Here is a 17499-nt window from a genome sequence, read left to right as displayed (position 1 = left end):
GTTGCAATCTGCTACCAGCATGCCGTACGGTCATTTCAGTTGCAATCTGCTACTGGATGGATGATGCGCAATGGACAAGTGGCGACGGTTACTCCTCGCGGTGGTCTGCGGTGTCGCGGTGGCGAGCGTCTACGCCGCGCAACCCGTTCTGGAGGTGATGGGACGCGATCTCGGCGTGCCACCGGATCTCACCGGATGGATCGTCTCGGCCGCGCAGTTCGGCTACCTGATCGGATTGCTGCTGCTGGTGCCGCTCGGTGACGTGGTCGCCAACCGGCGCCGGCTCATCGCCGTGCACCTGGCGGTCACCGCCGTCGGCATGGTCCTGACAGCGGCGGCGTCATCCCCCTGGATGGCCTTCGCGGGGCTCGCGGCGGCGGGACTGTTCGCGGTCGTCGTCCAGACCGTGGTCGCCTACGTCGCCTCCGTATCGCCGCCCGCCGAGCGCGGACGGAACATCGGCATCGTCACCTCAGGTGTCGTGGTCGGCATCCTGGGTGCGCGGGTCATCACCGGCGCGATCGCCGAAGTGTGGGGCTGGCGCGGGATCTACATCGTGCTCGCGGTCCTGTCACTGGCGCTCGCCGCCCTGGTCGTGACCGTCCTGCCGCCGGAAGAGCACACGCACCGCGCCGCCGGGTACGGGCAGGCCCTCAGCTCGCTGGGCCAACTCTTCGGCCAGCGCCTCTTCCTGAGCCGTGGGCTCATCGCGTTCTTCCTCTTCGCCTCCTTCGGCACCCTGTGGAGCGGCTTGTCCCTGCCTCTGGCAGCCGCGCCCTGGCACCTCGGCGAAAGCCAGATCGGACTCTTCGGCCTCGTCGGACTCGCCGGCGCACTCGGCGCCGCACGTGCCGGCCGCTGGGCCGACGCCGGACGCGCGATTCCCGTCACCGGCATCGCCCTCACCCTCCTCATCGTCTCCTGGGCCGCCATCGCGCAACTGCCCTGGGCGCTGTGGATCCTCGTCATCGGCATCGTCGCCCTCGACTTCGCCGTCCAAGCCGTGCACGTCAGTAACCAGCACCTGCTCACCAGCGCGCACCCCGATCGCACCAGCAGCGCCATCGGCGGCTACATGCTCTTCTACTCGCTCGGCTCCGCCCTCGGTGCGGCGGCGACCACCGCCCTCTACACCCACCACGGCTGGGGCTCCTCCAGCCTCCTCGGTGCCGCCTTCGCCGCCTGCGCCCTCATCATCTGGGCGACCAACAGGAAGTTCCCCGACGCCCACGCCTCCACGGACGCCGGCGCCCCGGAAACCCAGAAGGCACCCGCGTAAGAACACAGTCGCCACCGCGACACCCCCAGAAGCCCAGCATCCTGCGGCGTCCGCACCTGGCTCACCACGCCCGGCGGACGCCGCAGCCGTTCCCACGAACCCGGTGCGGCACCGGACTCGGCCGCAAAAACAAGGCGCCGGACGAACCGGGAGCCGCAACGCCCTTAATTCCAGCGGTAGTTGGGGCGAGTGTTCGCCGAGCTGCCGCTTCCGGAAAGAGGGGGAATCGCCGGGATCGCCCGGCGGGCATGATCAGAGGCGTACTGGCACAGCGGCGGTGATCCCGCTGTGATGGGCGTATGACAGAGCAGCGCGATGCGTGGTGGACCGGCCTGCCTCCAGCGACCGGGGCGGCGGTGATGGCCACCGGCACTCTCTCCGTCGGGCTGCGTCTCACCGGATTCGCCGCGCTCTCCTCCGTCGCGCTCGGACTGGCCACCGCGCTGTGGCTCCTGCTCGCGGGCAGCTTCACCGCGCAGCTTCTGCGCCACCGGGACCACTGGAAGAGTCAGACCCGTACCCCGCCCGCCCTCACCGCCGTGGCCGCCACGACGGTTCTCGGCGTGCGCTACGCGGCCCTGGGCGCGACCCCGCTCGCCGCGGCGCTGCTGCTGGTCGCCGCCCTGCTGTGGCCAGGGCTGCTCGGCTCCGTCCTGCGGCACCTGACACGGCGTGCGCCGGGCTCGGCGTTCTTGATCTGCGTCGCCACCCAAGGGCTCGTGGTACTCGCCGCCGTTCTCACGCCCGCGGTCGGCAACTGGCTCGCACGGCCGGCGCTGGTGGCCTTCGTTCTGGGGCTGGTGCTGTACGCGGGCGCGCTGGCCCGGTTCGACCTGCGCCAGATCGTGACCGGTGCGGGCGACCACTGGGTCGCGGGCGGGGCCTTGTCGATCTCCACGCTCGCCGCCTCCCAACTCGTGGCGACGCGAGTGTGGTCGGACGGCACGGCGGCGGCGTTGCGGACGGCGGACTCCGTTCTGCTCACTCTCGCCCTCGCCTGGTACGCGGTGCTCCTGTGCGCGGAAGCCGTCCGCCCGCGTCCGGCGTACGACGTCCGGCGCTGGTCCACCGTCTTCCCCCTCGCCATGACCGCGATGGCCACCCTCACCGCTCCGGCCACCGCCACGCGCCCCTGGCTGAACGTCCTCGGCCATGTCCTGTTGTGGGTGGCCGCAGCCGCGTGGCTGCCGGCCGCGTACGGGCTGATACGCACCCTTGGGACAGGTTGCCCGACCGGGAGGCAGCGCCCGAGCCGCTCTGCCGGATGATTTATGACGAGCTGCTGCGGGCGCCCTCGCTGTTTCTTTTCCCCCTCGGCCGTGTTCTGCGTGTTCTTTACTTCCCCTCCGCCGTGTTCTTCGTGGTGTCCGTGGCGGTGCCGGCGGTGTAGACGTCCTTGACCTTGACTTCGGTGACCGCGCGGCCTTCGGGGAAGACGCGGCGCCAGTCGCCGATGACGTGGAGTTCGTCGGTGCCCATGGCGCGTACGACGGTCAGGCCCTCTTCGTGGGCCTTGAGGGCCTTCATCCAGAGGTTGGCGAAAGCCTGGGAGCGGATGAGGTGCATCCAGTCGGGGCGGTACAGCTCCCGGTTGTAATTCGACTCCCCCATGGTGGAGACGAATTTCGCGTACATCGCTTTGACGTATTCAAGGGTGACCGGGTCGCCGGTGGCGATCGCGGTGTCGCGGGCGTCCTTGAGGGTGGTGCGGAATTTTTCCAGGAGGTTCTCGGTGGCGCCCGAGGTGTAGGACTCGTGGATCTCGGGCGGGTCGCACAGGCCGTATTTCGGGCCGGAAAGGCGCTGGAGGAGGCGCAGGGTGGGTTCGGTGACCCAGAGCGGTCCGGGTTCGTCGCGTTGTCCGAGGGGGTTGGGGAGGGTGTCTCCGTGGGCCCAGTGCGGCGGGGTGATGAGGTGGACGCCGGCGCGGCGGCGGTCGTGGTGGAAGCCGGTGGAGTGTTCCAACTGGCCGATCGGCAGGTGGGTCTTGAGGGCGGAGAGGTACGCGCCGTTGATGTCGAGTGCGGTGACCTGGTGCTCGCCCGGCGGGAGTGCGCGGCGGGTCCATCTGGGGCGCGCTTCCCAGATCTGGTCGGGGCCGCGGGATGTCTGCTTCTTGAGGATGTCCGGCATCCACGGGTGCGCGATCACGTCGTAACGGGCGCCCTTGCGGGTTTCGTCCAACAGCGCCATCGCGTCCGGGATCGCCTTCTTCACCAGCGCCGCCGTCGCCGCCTCGACGTCCCCGTCGTGCTGGGCGAGTGCGGTCTGGACCGTACGGCCGATGAGGTCGGTCGGCGCGGATGACGGCTGGAAGGCGCGGCCCCTCGGAGCCTTGTCCTGTTGCCCGGAGGCGCGTGGGGGGCGGGGCGCGGGGCGGGTGCGCCGCGGCTCGGGCGCGGGTTCGGGTCGCGGGGCGGCGGGGGCCGCGGCCGGTGTGACGGGCCCGGGGTCACAGTCGGCGGCGTCGAGGTGCTGCGGGAAGCCGGCCACGTGGTGGGCCGCCGGCCGGCCGCACAGGACGCAGGGTTCGGGCGCGGCCAGGGTCTCGACGTCGTCGCAGTCGCCGTCCTCGCCGGTGTGGTCGCCCCGTCCGTCATGACCGTCGCGTTCGCCGTGACCGTCGCGTTCGCCGTGTCCGGTGTCTTCGCCGTGTCCGGTGTCTTCGTCGCCGTGGGAGGCGGGGTTGGAGGAGGCGTGGTCGTCCGGTTCGTCCGCCGGGGAGCGGGTGTCCGGTGCGGGGGCGGGCGGGGCGGCCGGTTCGGGGGCGGGCGGGGTGAGTTTCGTGGCGAGGCCGTCGAGGAGGTAGGCGTACTTCGCGCGGGTCGCTCCGGCGGGGTCGCGGCCGGATTCCCAGCCGGTGACCGTGGAGGGGCTCACCCCGAGGGTGCGGGCCACCTGCGCTTTCGACAGTCCGGCCTGTTCGCGGAGGGTGCGGCGGGTCGCGGCGTCGGGGAGGTGGGCCTCGGGGGTGAGGGAGGCGAGCAGGGAGTCGATCGCGTCGAAGTCGCTCATCGCTGCACCTCTTCCGTGGCGGCACGCTTGGCCCGGCGGCGTTCGGCGAGGGCCGGGGTGACGGTTTCCTTCACCCGCTGTTCGCCCCAGCCGGTGATCCGCGCCGCGCGTCCGATCCGTCCGTGGGCGGGGCGGCCGGTGACGGGGTCGCGGGTGAGGTAGGCACGCAGGGCGCGGGTGACGCGGTCCTCGGCGGCTTTGAGCGCTTCCACCGCCGCGGCGAGTTCGTGTTCGTCATCGACCGGATCCGACATGGCGTTGATGCTGCCAATTATCGGTGTGGTGGTCAAAGTAGTGATGGTCATGAGTTCGGGGCGGAGCATGGAGACGGGCGGCGCGGTTCCGGTGTGCTTCGGCGGCACGGGCCTCGTGGACTGTCCGGGGACCGGGCGAGCCGCCGCGCCCGCCGCGACGCGGCGCCCGGCCGCCGTCCTCTCCCGGATGTTCCCGGTTCCCTGCGCGGGCCCCGAGCCCGGATCCGATCCCGAGGTACGGGGAAAATTCTGATCGGGCCCACCGGGACATCCCACCCCTGTAGTTTTTCAACGGAACTCCCGCCTGCCTGAAAGGCGTTACGCGGGCACACCCGGAGAACGCGAAGTACGGAGCATCTCCGGCATGGGAAAAGCAGTTTCCGCGACCTGTGGCACACCGCCGCGGGAATCCTTGAGGAGGATGAATTGGGCGACATGGAAAACCAGTCCAGGGAATCGGTAAGCGTCATCGGGCTGGGCATGATGGGCCGGGCACTGGCAGGTGCTTTCCTCGGGAAGGGCCACGCCACCACCGTGTGGAACCGCTCGGCGGCCAAGGCGGACGAACTGGTCGGCCGGGGAGCGTTACGGGCGGATTCGGTCTCCGCCGCGGTGGCGGCGAGCGATGTGGTGATCGTGTGCCTGTCCACCTACGAGGCCGTGCACACCGTGCTCACCGAGGCCGAGGACGACCTCCGGGGCAAGACGCTGGTGAACCTCACGTCGGGCACCCCGGCCGAGGCCCGCGAGACCCAGGCATGGGCGGCCGAGCGGGGCATCGCGTACCTGGGCGGAGCCATCATGGCCATCCCGCCGATGATCGGCCTCCCCCATGCGCTGATCTTCTACGGCGGGGAGAAGTCCCTGTTCGACCGGCATGAGGAGACCCTCCGGGCGCTCGGCGGCCGGGCCACCCACCTGGGGACGGACACCGGCGTCCCGATGATCTACGACGTGGCGCTGCTGGGCATCCTGTGGTCGACGCTGGCCGGGTATCTCCACGCGCTGGCGCTGGTCGGGACGGAACAGGTGGCCGCGAAGGACTTCCTGCCGTACGCGACGGCGTGGGTCGAGCATGTGGCCCTGCCGAGCATGCCGGGCAAGGCGGAGGAGGCCGACAGGGGCGCGTACCCGACCGAGATCTCCAGCCTGGACGTCAACCGGGCGGCGATCGCGCATCTGGTGGAAGCCAGCGTGACGCAGGGCATCAGCCCGGAGGTGTTCCTGCCGATCCAGGCGCTCATCGAGCGCAGGGTGGCGCAGGGGCACGGGGCGGACAGCCTCGGAAGCCTGATCGAAGCCATCCGTAATCCGGTCGACTGAGGCCGGTCGGCAACTCTTACCGCTCCAGGCGTAGTTCGTGATTTTCATGGCTGCGCGGTTTGTCGTCGGTAGTGGCCGGCCTGAGATCGGGCCTGGTGGCGGCGTCGCGAGTGGTGCGGGGGGCGGGCGGGCGTGTTCGTCGGCGTAGACGACTGGAGGAAGGCGTGGGGGAGCATGGCGAGGGTGGGCCGGCGGGGCCAGGACGCGTAGCGACGGGCTTGGTGCTCCCGACAGCAGACCGAGCGCCAACTGCCGGACCTGACGACGGGTTCGACCCGCGCGAACCGTCCCGATATCCGGTCCCTCAGGCCCTCGAATGCCCCTGCCAGCGGGCAGGTCTCCGCTGCGACCTGCGGCCGCCGCATGATCGTTTGCCTTCACACTCCGATGATCAACGGTGGCCGCGCCCGTCACCCGCACCGGCCCCCACCGGCAAGATCACAATCCCTCGCTGGGGCCCGGCCGCCATTCCGATTCGAGGATGCTGAATATCTCGGAGTCCCGCCAGCCGTCCCGGATCAAGGCGGCGTGCCGATGCCGCCCCTCGTACGTCATGCCGAGCTTGCCCAGCAACCGGGACGACGCGAGATTGCGGGGGTCACAGGTCGCGTAGATCCGGTGGAGTCCCAGTTCCCCGAACCCGCACGACAGAAGCTCTCGTCCGATCGCCGTGCCCACGCCGCGTCCCCAGGCCCTCGGGTGCACGGTGTAGGCGATTTCGCCCTGACGATGGCGACGGCTACGAATGCGCAGCTCACCCATGCCGACGAGTTCGTTCTCGAAGCGAGCGATGTAGACGAATCTCTGCTGATCGGCGTGCGACCAGGCTTCGACGGCGGTGTGCACGAACGCGCGCGTCTGGTCCTCGGTGTTCGGCCCCCAGGACTGGTAGCGACAAGCCTCCGCAAGGCCGGCCCAGGAATGCACTGCTTGCCAGTCGTTGAGCGTGATCTCGCGCAAAGTCACCATGGATCGGCTCACAAGCGGATCCTGCCAGATCGTAGGGGGCGCGAGCCCGGACTTCGGTAGCCCGCCGCCACCCTCAGGCCGCGCCCCGCAGACCGGCGCCACCTTGCGTCAAGTCACGAACTACGGCTGGAGTATGACGCAACAGTTCTGAGAAATATTCGGCCCGAGGGAATATTCGGGAAGGTCTCGTGTGCGAACGGAAAACCCGGTCGCACACGAGACCTTCTTCTTTTCCGGACAGTCCTGAATTCTTCTCGCGCCGGGCGGAGCGGGGCCGGGCCGGAATCGCGTCAACGATTTCCCGGCCCGGCCGGTCTCCGCTCCCCCGCCCCGCCCCCGTCCGTCAGCCGGTGATGATCGCCGGGTCGCTGACGCCCGGTGTGCCGTTCTCCACGTGGCCGGCGAGGCGGCGCAGGAAGGAGGGGTCGGATTCGGAGGTGAGGGTCAGGTCGTACCAGCGTTCCATGGCGCGGAGGTCCGCGGTGTGCCGGGTGTTGCCGCCCGCGGGGACCGTGACGGTCGCGGTGGTGTCGTCGTAGGCGTTGGTGAGGGTGAGGCGGCAGTCGGCGGGGCCGGGGTTGGTGAAGGTCAGGGTGAGGTTGCCGGTGGGGGCGTCGTGGCGGGCGGTGACCTCGGGGCCGGTGGTGGAGCCGGTGCCCTTGAAGGTGCGGAGGAAGCCGTTGGGGCCGAAGACGGAGAGGTCGTAGGCGCCGTGGGAGTAGGCGGTGTTCCAGGTGTCGGAGAGTTGCTTCCCGGCGTGGGTGGTGTAGGTCCAGGGGCCGTCGGTGCGGTTGCCGGCGGTGACGGTGAAGCAGGCTCCCGCGGTGTCGCCGGCGCCGAAGGTGAGGGTGTACTTGCCGGTGCCGGGGGCGGCGCTTCCGTCGACCAGCGGCGCGTACGGCAGTGGGCGGGCGGGGCGGGAGCCGGGTTCCTGCACGGGGAGGGCCGGGGTGGCGGGTGGCTTGGGCACGTAGCTGTCGTGGCGGTCCTTGTCCGGCGGCTCGTACGCGCCGGTGCCGGGCAGGGCGGCGGGGGCGGTGTCCTGGAGGCTGAAGTCGAAGGCGGAGGTCAGGTCGCCGCAGATGGCGCGTCGCCAGGGTGAGATGTGGGGTTCTTCGACGCCGAAGCGGCGCTCCATGAAGCGGATGACGGAGGTGTGGTCGAAGACCTCGGAGCAGACGTAGCCGCCGGTGCTCCAGGGGGAGATGACGAGCATGGGGACGCGCTGGCCCAGTCCGTAGGGGCCGGCGGCGTAGGTGGCGTTGCCGGGGAAGTGGTCAAGGGCGGTGTCGACGGTCGAGGCGCCCTGGTCGGCCGAGGCGGGCGGGAACGGCGGGAGGACGTGGTCGAAGTAGCCGTCGTTCTCGTCGTAGGTGAGGAACAGCGCGGTACGGCTCCATACGTCCGGGTTGGCGGTGAGGGCGTCGAGGACCTGTGAGACGTACCAGGCGCCGTAGTTCGCGGGCCAGTTGGGATGTTCGCTGAAGGCTTCGGGGGCGGCGATCCAGGAGACCTGCGGGAGGGTGCCGGCCTGGACGTCGGCCCTGAGACGGTCGAAGTAGCCGTCGCCGTTCTTGGCGTCGGTGCCGGTGCGGGCCTTTTCGTGGAGGGCGTCGCCGGGGCGGGCGTTGCGGTACGCGTTGAAGTAGAGGAGGGAGTTGTCGCCGTAGTTGCCGCGGTAGGCGTCGTCGATCCAGCCCCAGCCGCCGTCGGCGTTCAGGCCGTCGCCGATGTCCTGGTAGAACTTCCAGGAGATTCCGGCCTGTTCGAGGCGTTCGGGGTAGGTCGTCCAGTCGTATCCGGCTTCCTCGTTGCCGAGGACGGGGCCGCCGCCCTTGCCGTCGTTCCCGGCGTGGCCGGAGAAGAGGTAGTAGCGGTTGGGGTCGGTGGCTCCGATCATCGAGCAGTGGTACGCGTCGCAGATGGTGAAGGCGTCGGCGAGGGCGTGGTGGAAGGGGATGTCCTTCCGGGTGAGGTGGGCCATCGTTCCGGTGCCCTTGGCGGCGATCCACCGGTCGTACCGGCCGTCGTTCCATGCCTGGTGGCCGCCGGCCCAGTCGTGGTTGAGGCCCGCGATGAACTGCATGCCGAGGTTCTCGGCGTCCGGGTGGTAGGGCAGCAGATCCTTGGTGCCGTCGGACTGGTGCCAGACGGATTTGCCGCTCGGCAGCGTCACGGGGCGGGGGTCGCCGAAGCCCCGTACGCCCTTCAGCGTGCCGAAGTAGTGGTCGAACGACCTGTTCTCCTGCATCAGGACGACGATGTGCTCGACGTCCTTGAGGGAACCGGTGGCCCGGCGGGCCGGTATGGAGGCCGCGCGGGCGATGCTGCCCGACAGGGCGGTCAGCCCCGCGGTCGCGCCGGCTATCTGGAGGAATCTGCGGCGGTTGAACTCTGGCATGGTCCTGGACCTCTTGGTGTGGGGGTGTGCGCCGCGCTCGGGCGGTGCGGGGTGGGACGGATGAGCAGAGTGTTCCAAGGGGAACGGGGTGCGGGAAGGGGGCGGAGGGGCGGTGACCGGCCGTCAACGCACGGTTGGGGGGCGCGGCACGGCCGCCGGGAAGCCGGTGCGGCGCGGGCCGGACCGCCGGTGGCTTCCCTGTTCGCCCCCGCCGGGCGACGGCCGGAACAGGACTCTCGGCGTTTCGGCCACGGCGCCGCCGGGGGCGGTTCCCGTGGGGCAAGGGTCGGTGTATCGGGAACGAACCTGCCGTCGGTGGTCCTGCCGTCGGGCGCGTCCGGAGTGCGTGCGCTGTTGGGGATCACGGTCACCTGGCTCGCCTCGCGGCTGCGGCCGCTGATGTCGCGGGAGGCCGAGCAGACGCTGCCGGCACCATGGCCACGTTCCTCCCCCGCCGCTACCGGGACACGGTCGGCCGTATCAACCGTGAGGACCGGACCTCGGCCGGCAAGGGTGCCCGGATGTCCCTGGTCGGGGCGGTGCGCGGCGGGACGGGATCGACGGTCGTCCGGGCGGCGGTGGCGTTCTTGCCGGTCACCTGACGGAGCAGCATTCGCTCGCCCAGGTGACGCACCATCCAGGCGTGCTCCACGTCCGCCAGCGCGCGGGGTCGGTCAGGTCGATGGTCGGGCGCCGGGCTGCCGGGGAGCGATTGCGGGCGCGGGTGGCGCTGAAGGTGCCGCAGCGCAGCCCCACTCCGCCAGATACCGCTTCCGCATGGGGATCAGGGAAGCGAGGCGAACGGCCAGGACGGGGGCGGCGCCGCGCTCCAGGAAGACCCGGGCGATCTCACCATCCGCCAGGGTCTTGCCCAGCCCGGCGGCGCCGCGTCCAGTGGACGTATACCGCCTGTATCGCCTGCCTGCGGCCAATCCCGGCAGGCGCGCATCATGACAACCAGCGGATGTGAAACGCGAACGTCCTCCGAGGTGCCACAGCAGGCGTGCCGGCTACTCGTGCCGGACCGAGGTGCTTCCCGCTCGTGTCCGTAGGTGTGCCGTGATGGCTTGGGCTACTTCCCGGGGTTCCTCCAGGAGGTAGAAGTGGCCCCCGTCGAACCGGACGAGTTCGGTCTCCGCCGCCGTACTCAGACGCCAGGCGTCGAGCTGCGTATCGGAGAAGATGTCGCCGGCTCCGCAGCAGACCACGATGGGACTCTCGGTCGTTGTCCGCCGCAGCGTGCGCACGTAGGAGTCGCAGACTGCGAAGTCTTCGCGCAGGAGGCGGATGGCGTGGCTGCGGAGCTGTTCGTGTTCCAGCACCGGGGCCGGCAGGCCCCCGAACCGTATGGCGGTGCTGAGGACTTCCTCGTCGTCCGCGGTGAGCGGATCGCCTGCGAACAGGGGCTTGGCCTGCAGCGGACCGGCGTTCGCCGAGGCGAACAGGGCCCGGCATCGTGAGCCGCCTGAGTCCTGTTCCAGCCTGGCGGCGAGGGCCAGCCCCAGGTAAGCGCCCATGCTGTGGCCGAAGATCGCGAATTCTCCGTCGATGCCCGCGTCTTTCATCTGGGCGGCGAGGTCGTCGACGGCGGCGTCGGCGGTGTGCAGGGGTTTCTCGCGCCAACGGCGCCCGCGTCCAGGCAGTTCGAACGGGAATGCTTCCAACGTTCCGGGGAGGGCGCGGATGAGCGGCTCGAAGACTTGGGCGGTCCCGCCCGAATGGTGCAGCATGACGAGCGGGATTCGACTCATACCTTCTCCTGTGGCTAGGGGTTGGATCCCCGACGGCGGGCGTCGATCCAGCGGCCTGCGTATGCCGAGCCCAGCACCAGCGCGCCTCCTGCCAACTGGGACGGACCCAGGTGTTCGCTGAGGAGGATCACGGCGAACACGGCTGCGAAGAAGGGCTCGGTGGACAGGACCAGGCCCACGCGGGTGGGGCTGGACACCCGAGCGGCGTGGAGTTGCGTGAGGAACGCGAATGCGGTGCCGGCGACGCCGAGGTAGGCGATGACCAGCCACGCGTCGCCCGGTAGATGTGCGACCTGATGCCAGGACCGGGCAGGGTGGATGAGCGCGAGCAGGAGGCCGCCTGCGGCGACGACCCACAGCTCGATGCTCGTCACCCGGATCAGCGAGATCTCGCGTCCCTTGGACCGGGTTCCGAAGAGAACGATCTGGGCTGCCCGGATGAAGGCGGCCGCCAGGATGATCAGGTCTCCGCTGCGGACGGAGAACCCGTCCTGGAGTGTCAGCAGCGCGCAGCCGATGAGGCTGACCAGGGTTAAGGGGTAGATGCTCGGTGCCACCTGCGCGCGCAGAAAGATCTTCTCGATCAGCGGGACCAGCATCACGGACAGGGAGATGAGGAACCCGGCGTTCGAGGCCAGGGTGTAGCGCACGCCCAGCGTCTCGAGGAACAGGATCGCGAAAAGAAGGACTCCGAAGAGGACTCCGAGTGAGAGTTCCGCGCGCGTCACTTGCCGCCAGATACGCGCGGAGAGCAAGGTGATGACAAGGGCGCCCATCGCGAATCGCAGGAAGAGGAAGGCGGGGACGGAGATGAACTGTCCCGACCACTGCATCGCCACGTAGGTGGAGCCCCAGACGACTGCGACCCCCAGGACACCGATGTCGGTCAGCCAGGTGCGCGGCTTCTTGTCCTGAGCTGGTGTTGCCTGCGGGGCCTCGACGGCGGAGGCGATGGTGGGCTCAGGCGTGCTCAACGACGTACCCCACCTTCAGGACGCCGCCCTTGACCTTGACCGAACGCACGGCGAACCCGGTGAGCCGGCTGAGAGAGTCGACGTGGGTGCCGCCGCACGGGTCTTCGTGCAGTCCGTCGATGCCGATGATGCGCAGGCCGTCCCGTTCGGTGGCGTAGACCTTTCGTGAGGCCTCGATGGCTTGCCGTGTCTGCTCTTCCACCGTGGCGGCGAGGTGTTCGAGGTCGGGCTTGTCGGCACCGGCGTCGAACTCGATGCGTGCCTGGCCCGGGAAGTGGTTGCTGACGCGGTGCTTGAAGCCGAGGTTGCGTACGAATCCGTCGACCACGTGACCGCAGGTGTGCAGGGCAGCGTGGCGGCGGCGTGCTTGCGCGTCGACAGCGCTGGTGACGGTGGCGCCGACCCCGAGTGGATTCTCGCAGGTCAGGCGCACGATGTGTTCGGAGGTGTCGGGGGCTTTGAAGGGCCGGGTGGGGGTTCCGTCGACGGTTCCCGCGTCGCTGGGCTGTCCGCCGCCCTGCGGGTGGAAGACGTTGTCCGCAAGGGTGATCCAGTGGCCGAGGTCGCTGTGTCCCGCGTCGATCACCTGGGTGGTGGCGGTGAAGCTGTAGGTGTCTTCGAGGTAGATGTGGCGTTGCAACGAGGCCTCCTGGTACGTCAGTTGATCTTGCTGGGACGGCTCGGCGAGCGGTCCGCCCCAGCAATATCACAGACCCTCAGAAGCGACGGGGGACGAACCTGAAACCGGTCTGGCTCTCGGTCGCGATCCTGTTCACTCCGTAGGTGTCCTCGCCGCTGACGACGACAGCTCCGTACTTGTCGAGGGGAATACCGCCCCCGTATTCGGCGACGCTCTCGGTTCCCGGGTAGACGTGTACCTGGGTGGGGACGTACCGCGCGGCGAATCCCATGCGGTAGTCCTTGTTGCTCCCCGTGTGAGGGAGAGAGGCGTGCATCAGCGTGGACCAGAAGATGACGCATTCGCCCTTCTTCATGACCAGCGGGAAGGCCTGCGACTCGTCAGGCTTCCAGTCGGGGTCCTTTTGCAACTGGCGGTAGTCGTAGCCGAAGAAGCCTCGCTTGATGCCATCCTTGTCGCGGTCGTTGATCGCGTCAGGGTTGTAGTCCATGGGCAGAGACTCGTCGTAGTTCATGTGCTTGTGCGTGCCCGGCATGAGCTGAAGGCACCCGTTCTCCAGCGTGGAGTCGGTGAAGGCCGTCCAAACGGTGATGGTGCCGCCGAAGGCCGGCTGCCCGTCGATCGAGGGCCAGGCGATCTGGGGCTTCTTGCTGGCATTGGCGAAGGTGGATGCCTGGTGCCAGTCCGTTCCCTCGTCGCCCGGGTACTTCGGGAAGAACTCGGTACGCCAGCACAGAACGTCGGGGCCCAGCAGAGAGGCCACGCGGTCGACGATGCGCTCGTTCATGATGTGCTGCGACAGCAGGTCGACATCGAGGTGCCGGTCATAGTTGGAGATGTTGGTGACGGCGCCCAGCGCGTCGTCGGGGTAAATGGCACGCGAGCGGTCCGGCAGTTGACGGCGGATGGCATTCCAGCGCTCGTCCATCTCCTCCGGCTCGTAGATTTTGATGGGGCCGATGAAGCCGTCGTTCTCAAACTTCGAGACCTCCTCTGCGCTGAGGCGGAAGTCGGTCTGCTCACTGGTGCTCATGTATGTCTCGCCCTTCGGTTCGCTGCACTGATGCTGGGTCGGGGTCGGACGTCTCGGCGGGCGGTGAATTACGCCGTGGCTGCGCGCGAGGCCAGATCGGCCGCGGCCTTTTCCAGCGTGGCCTCGAAAAGAGTCTTGATGTCGTACTCGGCGCCATACTTTTCCTTGGCGCGTCCACTCAACTGCAAGGCCAGCATGGAATGACCGCCCAAGTCGAGGAAGTTGTCCTCGGATTTTGCGGGCTCTTCGAGGAGTTCGGAGACCCACTCCAGGGTGTCCTGCCGGATTTCTTCGAGATTGACCGGCGATGTAGCTGCACGCAAGCCGTCAGACATTGCTTTGCTGCCTTTCTTCGAAGACGCGGGCCACTGCAGCCCGGTCGGCTTTCCCGTTGATGGTCAGGGGGATGTCGGGTAGTTCCAGATACCGGGAGGGGTGCATGTACGACGGTAGCGCCGACCGAATGAACTCTCGTATGCCTCGAGTGGTGATTTCGCTCGTCCTGTCAGCGGTGACGGTATAGGCGCACACCAGCCTGCTGTCTGTGGGGCCGTATTCCCGGACCCACACCACCGCGTCCGCGATGTTCGGGTTCGAGCGCACCGCACTCTCCACGTCGCTCAGTTCAATCCTGTGTCCGCGAAGCTTGACCTGCAGGTCTGCTCGGCCGTGATAGACCAGAGAGCCGTCGGGCCGGCTGGCGACCAGGTCGCCGGAATGGTAGAAGCGGCGTTCTTCCGGCCGGCCTTCCTCATTCGTCTCCAAGGTGAACCGCTGCGCGGTGAGTTCAGGTCGGTTGAGGTATCCGTGGCTTACCTGCGGACCTGCGAGCAGGAGTTCTCCCGTCTCGCCAGGGGCAACCTCGCTCCCGTCCTCTGCAACCACCTTGTAGGAGAACCCGGGCAGCGGGTTTCCGATCACTGATTCATCGGACAGGAGGTCTTCCGGGACCAACTGGTGGAACGTTGCATGCACGGTTGTTTCGGTTATTCCGTACATGTTGACGAGACAAGGTTTCTCAAGCCCGTGTTCCTTGGCCCAGGACTGCACCAAGGAGGGCGTGAATTTTTCCCCTCCGAAGATCACATACCGAAGATCCGGGAGGTTGATGCCTGCTTCGTGGGTGGCCGAGGCCAAGGCGCCGAAGGCAGTGGGTGTCTGGTTCAGCACGGTGATGCCGTTGTCGCGGACGAACCGTGCCGTCTCCGCCGGAACTCGTGCAGTCCAGTAGGGAAGGACCACGAGTTCCGCCCCGGTCGTGAGAGCCCCCCATATTTCCCACACGGAGAAATCAAAAGCCATGGAGTGGAAGAGGAGCCAGCGATCGGAGCTGGAGAAGTCAAACAGCTTCCGCGTCGCATCGAAGAGCGCCACCGCGCTCGCATGGCGAACTGGAACCCCTTTAGGCTTACCAGTGGTGCCGGAAGTGTAGATGATATAAGCCGTATCTTCCTTTTCCGGGAAAACGGCATCTGGAATTTCTCGATCCGGAAGATTTGAGGCCGTGCGCAGCGCTGTAGCAGCAGCCTCCGTGAGGATCGGACCGGCGAACTCCTCCAGACCTTCAATATCGCCGATGAGAGCAGCCGCCTGACTGTCGGCAACGATGAAGGTGTTGCGGGCCGGGGGATTTCTCACATCGAGCGGAACGTATGCGGCTCCGACTCGAAGAATTCCCAGCAGTGCCGCTATCGCTGTCATGCCCGCGGGGAGCCGGAGGGCGACTCTGGCACCGCGTGAAACACCGTGATCGCGAAGGTGATCGGCAATTCTTAAGGACCAGTTCTGCAGATCCGCATAGGAGATCGCGTCGTCATTTACGCGCACGGCGACATGGTCTGGGAAACGTTGCGTGATGGCGAGGAATAAGCTCGTCAATGTGACGTCGGAATGCGGGTTAGGCGAATCGGGCCGATTCAACTCTGACACAGTTCTCCAGTGAGCGTCGTTACCCGGCAGGAAGGTTCCGCTCGCGTCAACTTTCGATCACATCGTTACATCCGCACGCTTCGGATCGAAAGTAGATCAATCAAATGTGATCTACACCACACCGTAATCAAACACCCGCCGCGGTGACCGGGAGTGTGCCTAGTTTGACCGCCGGACAACTTGGCGGTAGCCGTGAGTAATCATTCGCCCGAGGCGCCGAACAGAAACGGCATACTCTCCGATGGGAGCCTGAAGCCATGTTTCCGCTTTCCCGTAACAGGGCAGCACCAACCGGCAGGGCGCTCATCTTCGCCGTTGCCGGAACGACGATTCTGCCTATCGCCGCAGTCGCTTTCGTGGCAGCCCGCGCTGCCGTCGGTGGCAGCCCCAGAACGTCCCACAGCCCGGTCTCCCACGGACTCGACACCACCGGCCACTTCCTGGTCAGCGCAGCGGTCGTGCTGGCGGCTGCCCTCTGTGGTGGTCTGCTCGCACGCCGGCTGGGACAGCCGCCCGTCATCGGCGAGATCTGCGCGGGTCTGGCCGTCGGCCCCTCGCTTTTAGGCCACGCAGCTCCCGGTGCCGCCGCCTGGCTGTTCCCCCCGGCTGTACTGCCCATGCTGGGCGGGCTGTCCCAACTCGGGCTCGTCCTCTTCATGTTCGGCGTCGGCCGCGAACTCGCCGGCGTGCGGCTGAAGGGCGCGGCCAGGCAAGCACTGTTGGTCAGCCAGGCCTCGCTATTGGTGCCCTTCGCCGCCGGTGCGGCAGTCGCCCTGCCTCTGTTCGGCCGCTACGGCGGAGACGCCGGACACCCGCTTGCCTTCGTCCTCTTCCTGGGATGCGCCCTCAGCATCACAGCCTTCCCGGTCCTCGCGCGCATCCTGTTCGACCTGCGACTGACCTACACGTTGCCCGGACAGCTGAGCCTGTTCGCCGCAGCGGTAGGGGACGGTGGTAGCTGGCTCGTTCTGGCCGCGATCCTCACCCTCGTCAACGGAGGCGATGCGAGCCAGCTACTGGTCAACGGCCTGCTGGCTGCGCTCATCGTCGCGTTCTTCCTCGTCCCGCTGCGCCGCGCATTGGCACGCTGGACCGAAACAGGCCACAACAGCAGTGGTCCGCCAGCGGGGAGCACCGCCACAGTCCTGCTGGCAGTAGGTGTCCTGGCTGCCTCTGCCCTCACTGCGGCGGTCGGGATTCACCAGCTCATCGGTGGACTGCTCATGGGCCTTGCCTGGCCGGCGACCCACACGGGAGCGACTGCGGTGGCGGATCGGCTGACCGCCGTGCCCAAGACCGTACTGCTGCCCTTCTTCTTCTTCACCTTCGGTCTCACCACAGACCTCAGCACGCTGGTATGGGATGGGCCAACACTGGCCACACTCGCCGTGCTCCTGGTGGCCGCAGTAGGCGCCAAGATCATTGGGCCAACACTGTGCGCACGCGTCACAGGAGCGCAATGGCGCCCCGCAATCGCTCTGGGTGTCCTGCTCAACTCGCGAGGTCTCACCGAGCTCGTGGTCATCCAGATCGGATACCAGACACAGATCATCGATCGGTCCCTCGCAGGCATCCTCACGATCGTCGCCCTCGTGACCACCATGATGACCGGCCCACTGCTGCGGCTTCTGGGCTACGGAAGCCACGAACCGGACGAGCCTCAAGGACGTACGGAAGCACTCGCAGAGGCACCGGACCTCAAGGCCGTCACTGCAGACCCGTCACCGAGCCGGGAAGAGCGGCAGGCTGGCGACCTGAGCTGAGGGGTCAGCAAGCGGCCGAGGCAAGGCAGCACTTGCGGAGGCTTCGCGCGGACCTCGTGATGGCCGGTTCCATAGTGGTGCCCGGCTGGCGATGAGCGAGTCGACCCGCTCCTGGCCCTGGCGCCGGCCCCGGTCGCGGCCGTACCGCCACTGACGCTCCTCGTACCG

15 protein-coding genes are annotated in these 17499 nt (G+C 67.9%); 5 read left to right on the top strand and 10 right to left on the bottom strand.

The window, feature by feature from the left end; translation table 11 throughout:
- Positions 1–70 precede the first annotated feature (70 nt).
- Complete coding sequence (locus ACGH2B_RS27950) at positions 71–1279, top strand: MFS transporter (protein WP_399095694.1); 1209 nt, start codon at positions 71–73, stop codon at positions 1277–1279.
- Positions 1280–1578: 299 nt separating this feature from the next.
- Positions 1579–2547 (top strand): tellurite resistance/C4-dicarboxylate transporter family protein, encoded by a 969-nt coding sequence (locus ACGH2B_RS27945; protein ID WP_399095691.1) that lies wholly within the window; start codon positions 1579–1581, stop codon positions 2545–2547.
- 67 nt (positions 2548–2614) lie between these two features.
- Here the strand turns inward: ACGH2B_RS27945 and ACGH2B_RS27940 are convergent, their stop codons facing one another.
- Both ACGH2B_RS27940 and ACGH2B_RS27935 read right to left on the bottom strand, forming a co-directional pair.
- Positions 2615–4294 carry a helix-turn-helix domain-containing protein gene (locus ACGH2B_RS27940; RefSeq protein WP_399095688.1) on the bottom strand — a complete coding sequence of 560 codons (1680 nt, stop codon included), beginning with the start codon at positions 4292–4294 and terminating at the stop codon, positions 2615–2617.
- On the bottom strand, positions 4291–4599 hold the full coding sequence (locus ACGH2B_RS27935; protein WP_399095685.1) for a hypothetical protein: 309 nt from the start codon (positions 4597–4599) through the stop codon (positions 4291–4293). The genes ACGH2B_RS27940 and ACGH2B_RS27935 overlap by 4 nt, the downstream gene beginning before the upstream one ends.
- Before the next feature lie 384 nt (positions 4600–4983).
- Here ACGH2B_RS27935 and ACGH2B_RS27930 point away from each other — a divergent pair, with 384 nt between their 5' ends.
- On the top strand, positions 4984–5871 hold the full coding sequence (locus ACGH2B_RS27930; RefSeq protein ID WP_399097383.1) for an NAD(P)-dependent oxidoreductase: 888 nt from the start codon (positions 4984–4986) through the stop codon (positions 5869–5871).
- Positions 5872–6309: 438 nt separating this feature from the next.
- Here ACGH2B_RS27930 and ACGH2B_RS27925 read toward each other — a convergent pair whose 3' ends face one another.
- Complete coding sequence (locus tag ACGH2B_RS27925; protein WP_399095682.1) at positions 6310–6852, bottom strand: GNAT family N-acetyltransferase; 543 nt, start codon at positions 6850–6852, stop codon at positions 6310–6312.
- A 331-nt stretch (positions 6853–7183) separates the two neighbouring features.
- Positions 7184–9241, bottom strand: coding sequence for a phosphocholine-specific phospholipase C (locus ACGH2B_RS27920; protein WP_399095679.1), 2058 nt, complete (start codon positions 9239–9241; stop codon positions 7184–7186).
- A 434-nt stretch (positions 9242–9675) separates the two neighbouring features.
- On the opposite strand from ACGH2B_RS27920, the gene ACGH2B_RS27915 reads away from it, so the two are divergent.
- Positions 9676–9843, top strand: a complete 168-nt coding sequence (locus ACGH2B_RS27915) for a hypothetical protein (RefSeq protein WP_399097415.1) — start codon at positions 9676–9678, stop codon at positions 9841–9843.
- Positions 9844–10251: 408 nt separating this feature from the next.
- Here ACGH2B_RS27915 and ACGH2B_RS27910 read toward each other — a convergent pair whose 3' ends face one another.
- From ACGH2B_RS27910 to ACGH2B_RS27885, 6 genes are all read right to left on the bottom strand, one after another.
- Complete coding sequence (locus tag ACGH2B_RS27910) at positions 10252–10992, bottom strand: thioesterase II family protein (RefSeq protein ID WP_399095676.1); 741 nt, start codon at positions 10990–10992, stop codon at positions 10252–10254.
- Positions 10993–11006: 14 nt separating this feature from the next.
- Entirely contained in the window at positions 11007–11966 is a 960-nt protein-coding gene (locus ACGH2B_RS27905; protein ID WP_399095673.1) for a DMT family transporter, read from the bottom strand.
- Positions 11953–12606 carry an alanyl-tRNA synthetase gene (locus tag ACGH2B_RS27900; protein ID WP_399095670.1) on the bottom strand — a complete coding sequence of 218 codons (654 nt, stop codon included), beginning with the start codon at positions 12604–12606 and terminating at the stop codon, positions 11953–11955. Before ACGH2B_RS27900 ends, ACGH2B_RS27905 begins: the two co-directional genes overlap by 14 nt.
- Before the next feature lie 76 nt (positions 12607–12682).
- Positions 12683–13639 (bottom strand): chlorinating enzyme, encoded by a 957-nt coding sequence (locus tag ACGH2B_RS27895; RefSeq protein ID WP_399095667.1) that lies wholly within the window; start codon positions 13637–13639, stop codon positions 12683–12685.
- Positions 13640–13707: 68 nt separating this feature from the next.
- The gene (locus ACGH2B_RS27890) at positions 13708–13974 is read right to left on the bottom strand and encodes a phosphopantetheine-binding protein (protein ID WP_399095664.1); all 267 of its coding nucleotides are present in this window, start codon (positions 13972–13974) and stop codon (positions 13708–13710) included.
- Complete coding sequence (locus tag ACGH2B_RS27885; protein WP_399095661.1) at positions 13967–15568, bottom strand: amino acid adenylation domain-containing protein; 1602 nt, start codon at positions 15566–15568, stop codon at positions 13967–13969. Before ACGH2B_RS27885 ends, ACGH2B_RS27890 begins: the two co-directional genes overlap by 8 nt.
- 257 nt (positions 15569–15825) lie before the next feature.
- Between ACGH2B_RS27885 and ACGH2B_RS27880 the strand changes: the two genes are divergently transcribed.
- Positions 15826–17331: a cation:proton antiporter gene (locus ACGH2B_RS27880; RefSeq protein WP_399095658.1), complete on the top strand. Its 1506-nt coding sequence runs from the start codon at positions 15826–15828 to the stop codon at positions 17329–17331.
- The last annotated feature ends 168 nt before the right edge of the window (positions 17332–17499 follow it).

Source organism: Streptomyces sp. BBFR2, from assembly GCF_044497305.1.
Lineage (GTDB): Bacteria > Actinomycetota > Actinomycetes > Streptomycetales > Streptomycetaceae > Streptomyces.
Note: the sequence above shows the minus strand (reverse complement) of the source record. Positions and strands in the feature narration are given on the sequence as shown.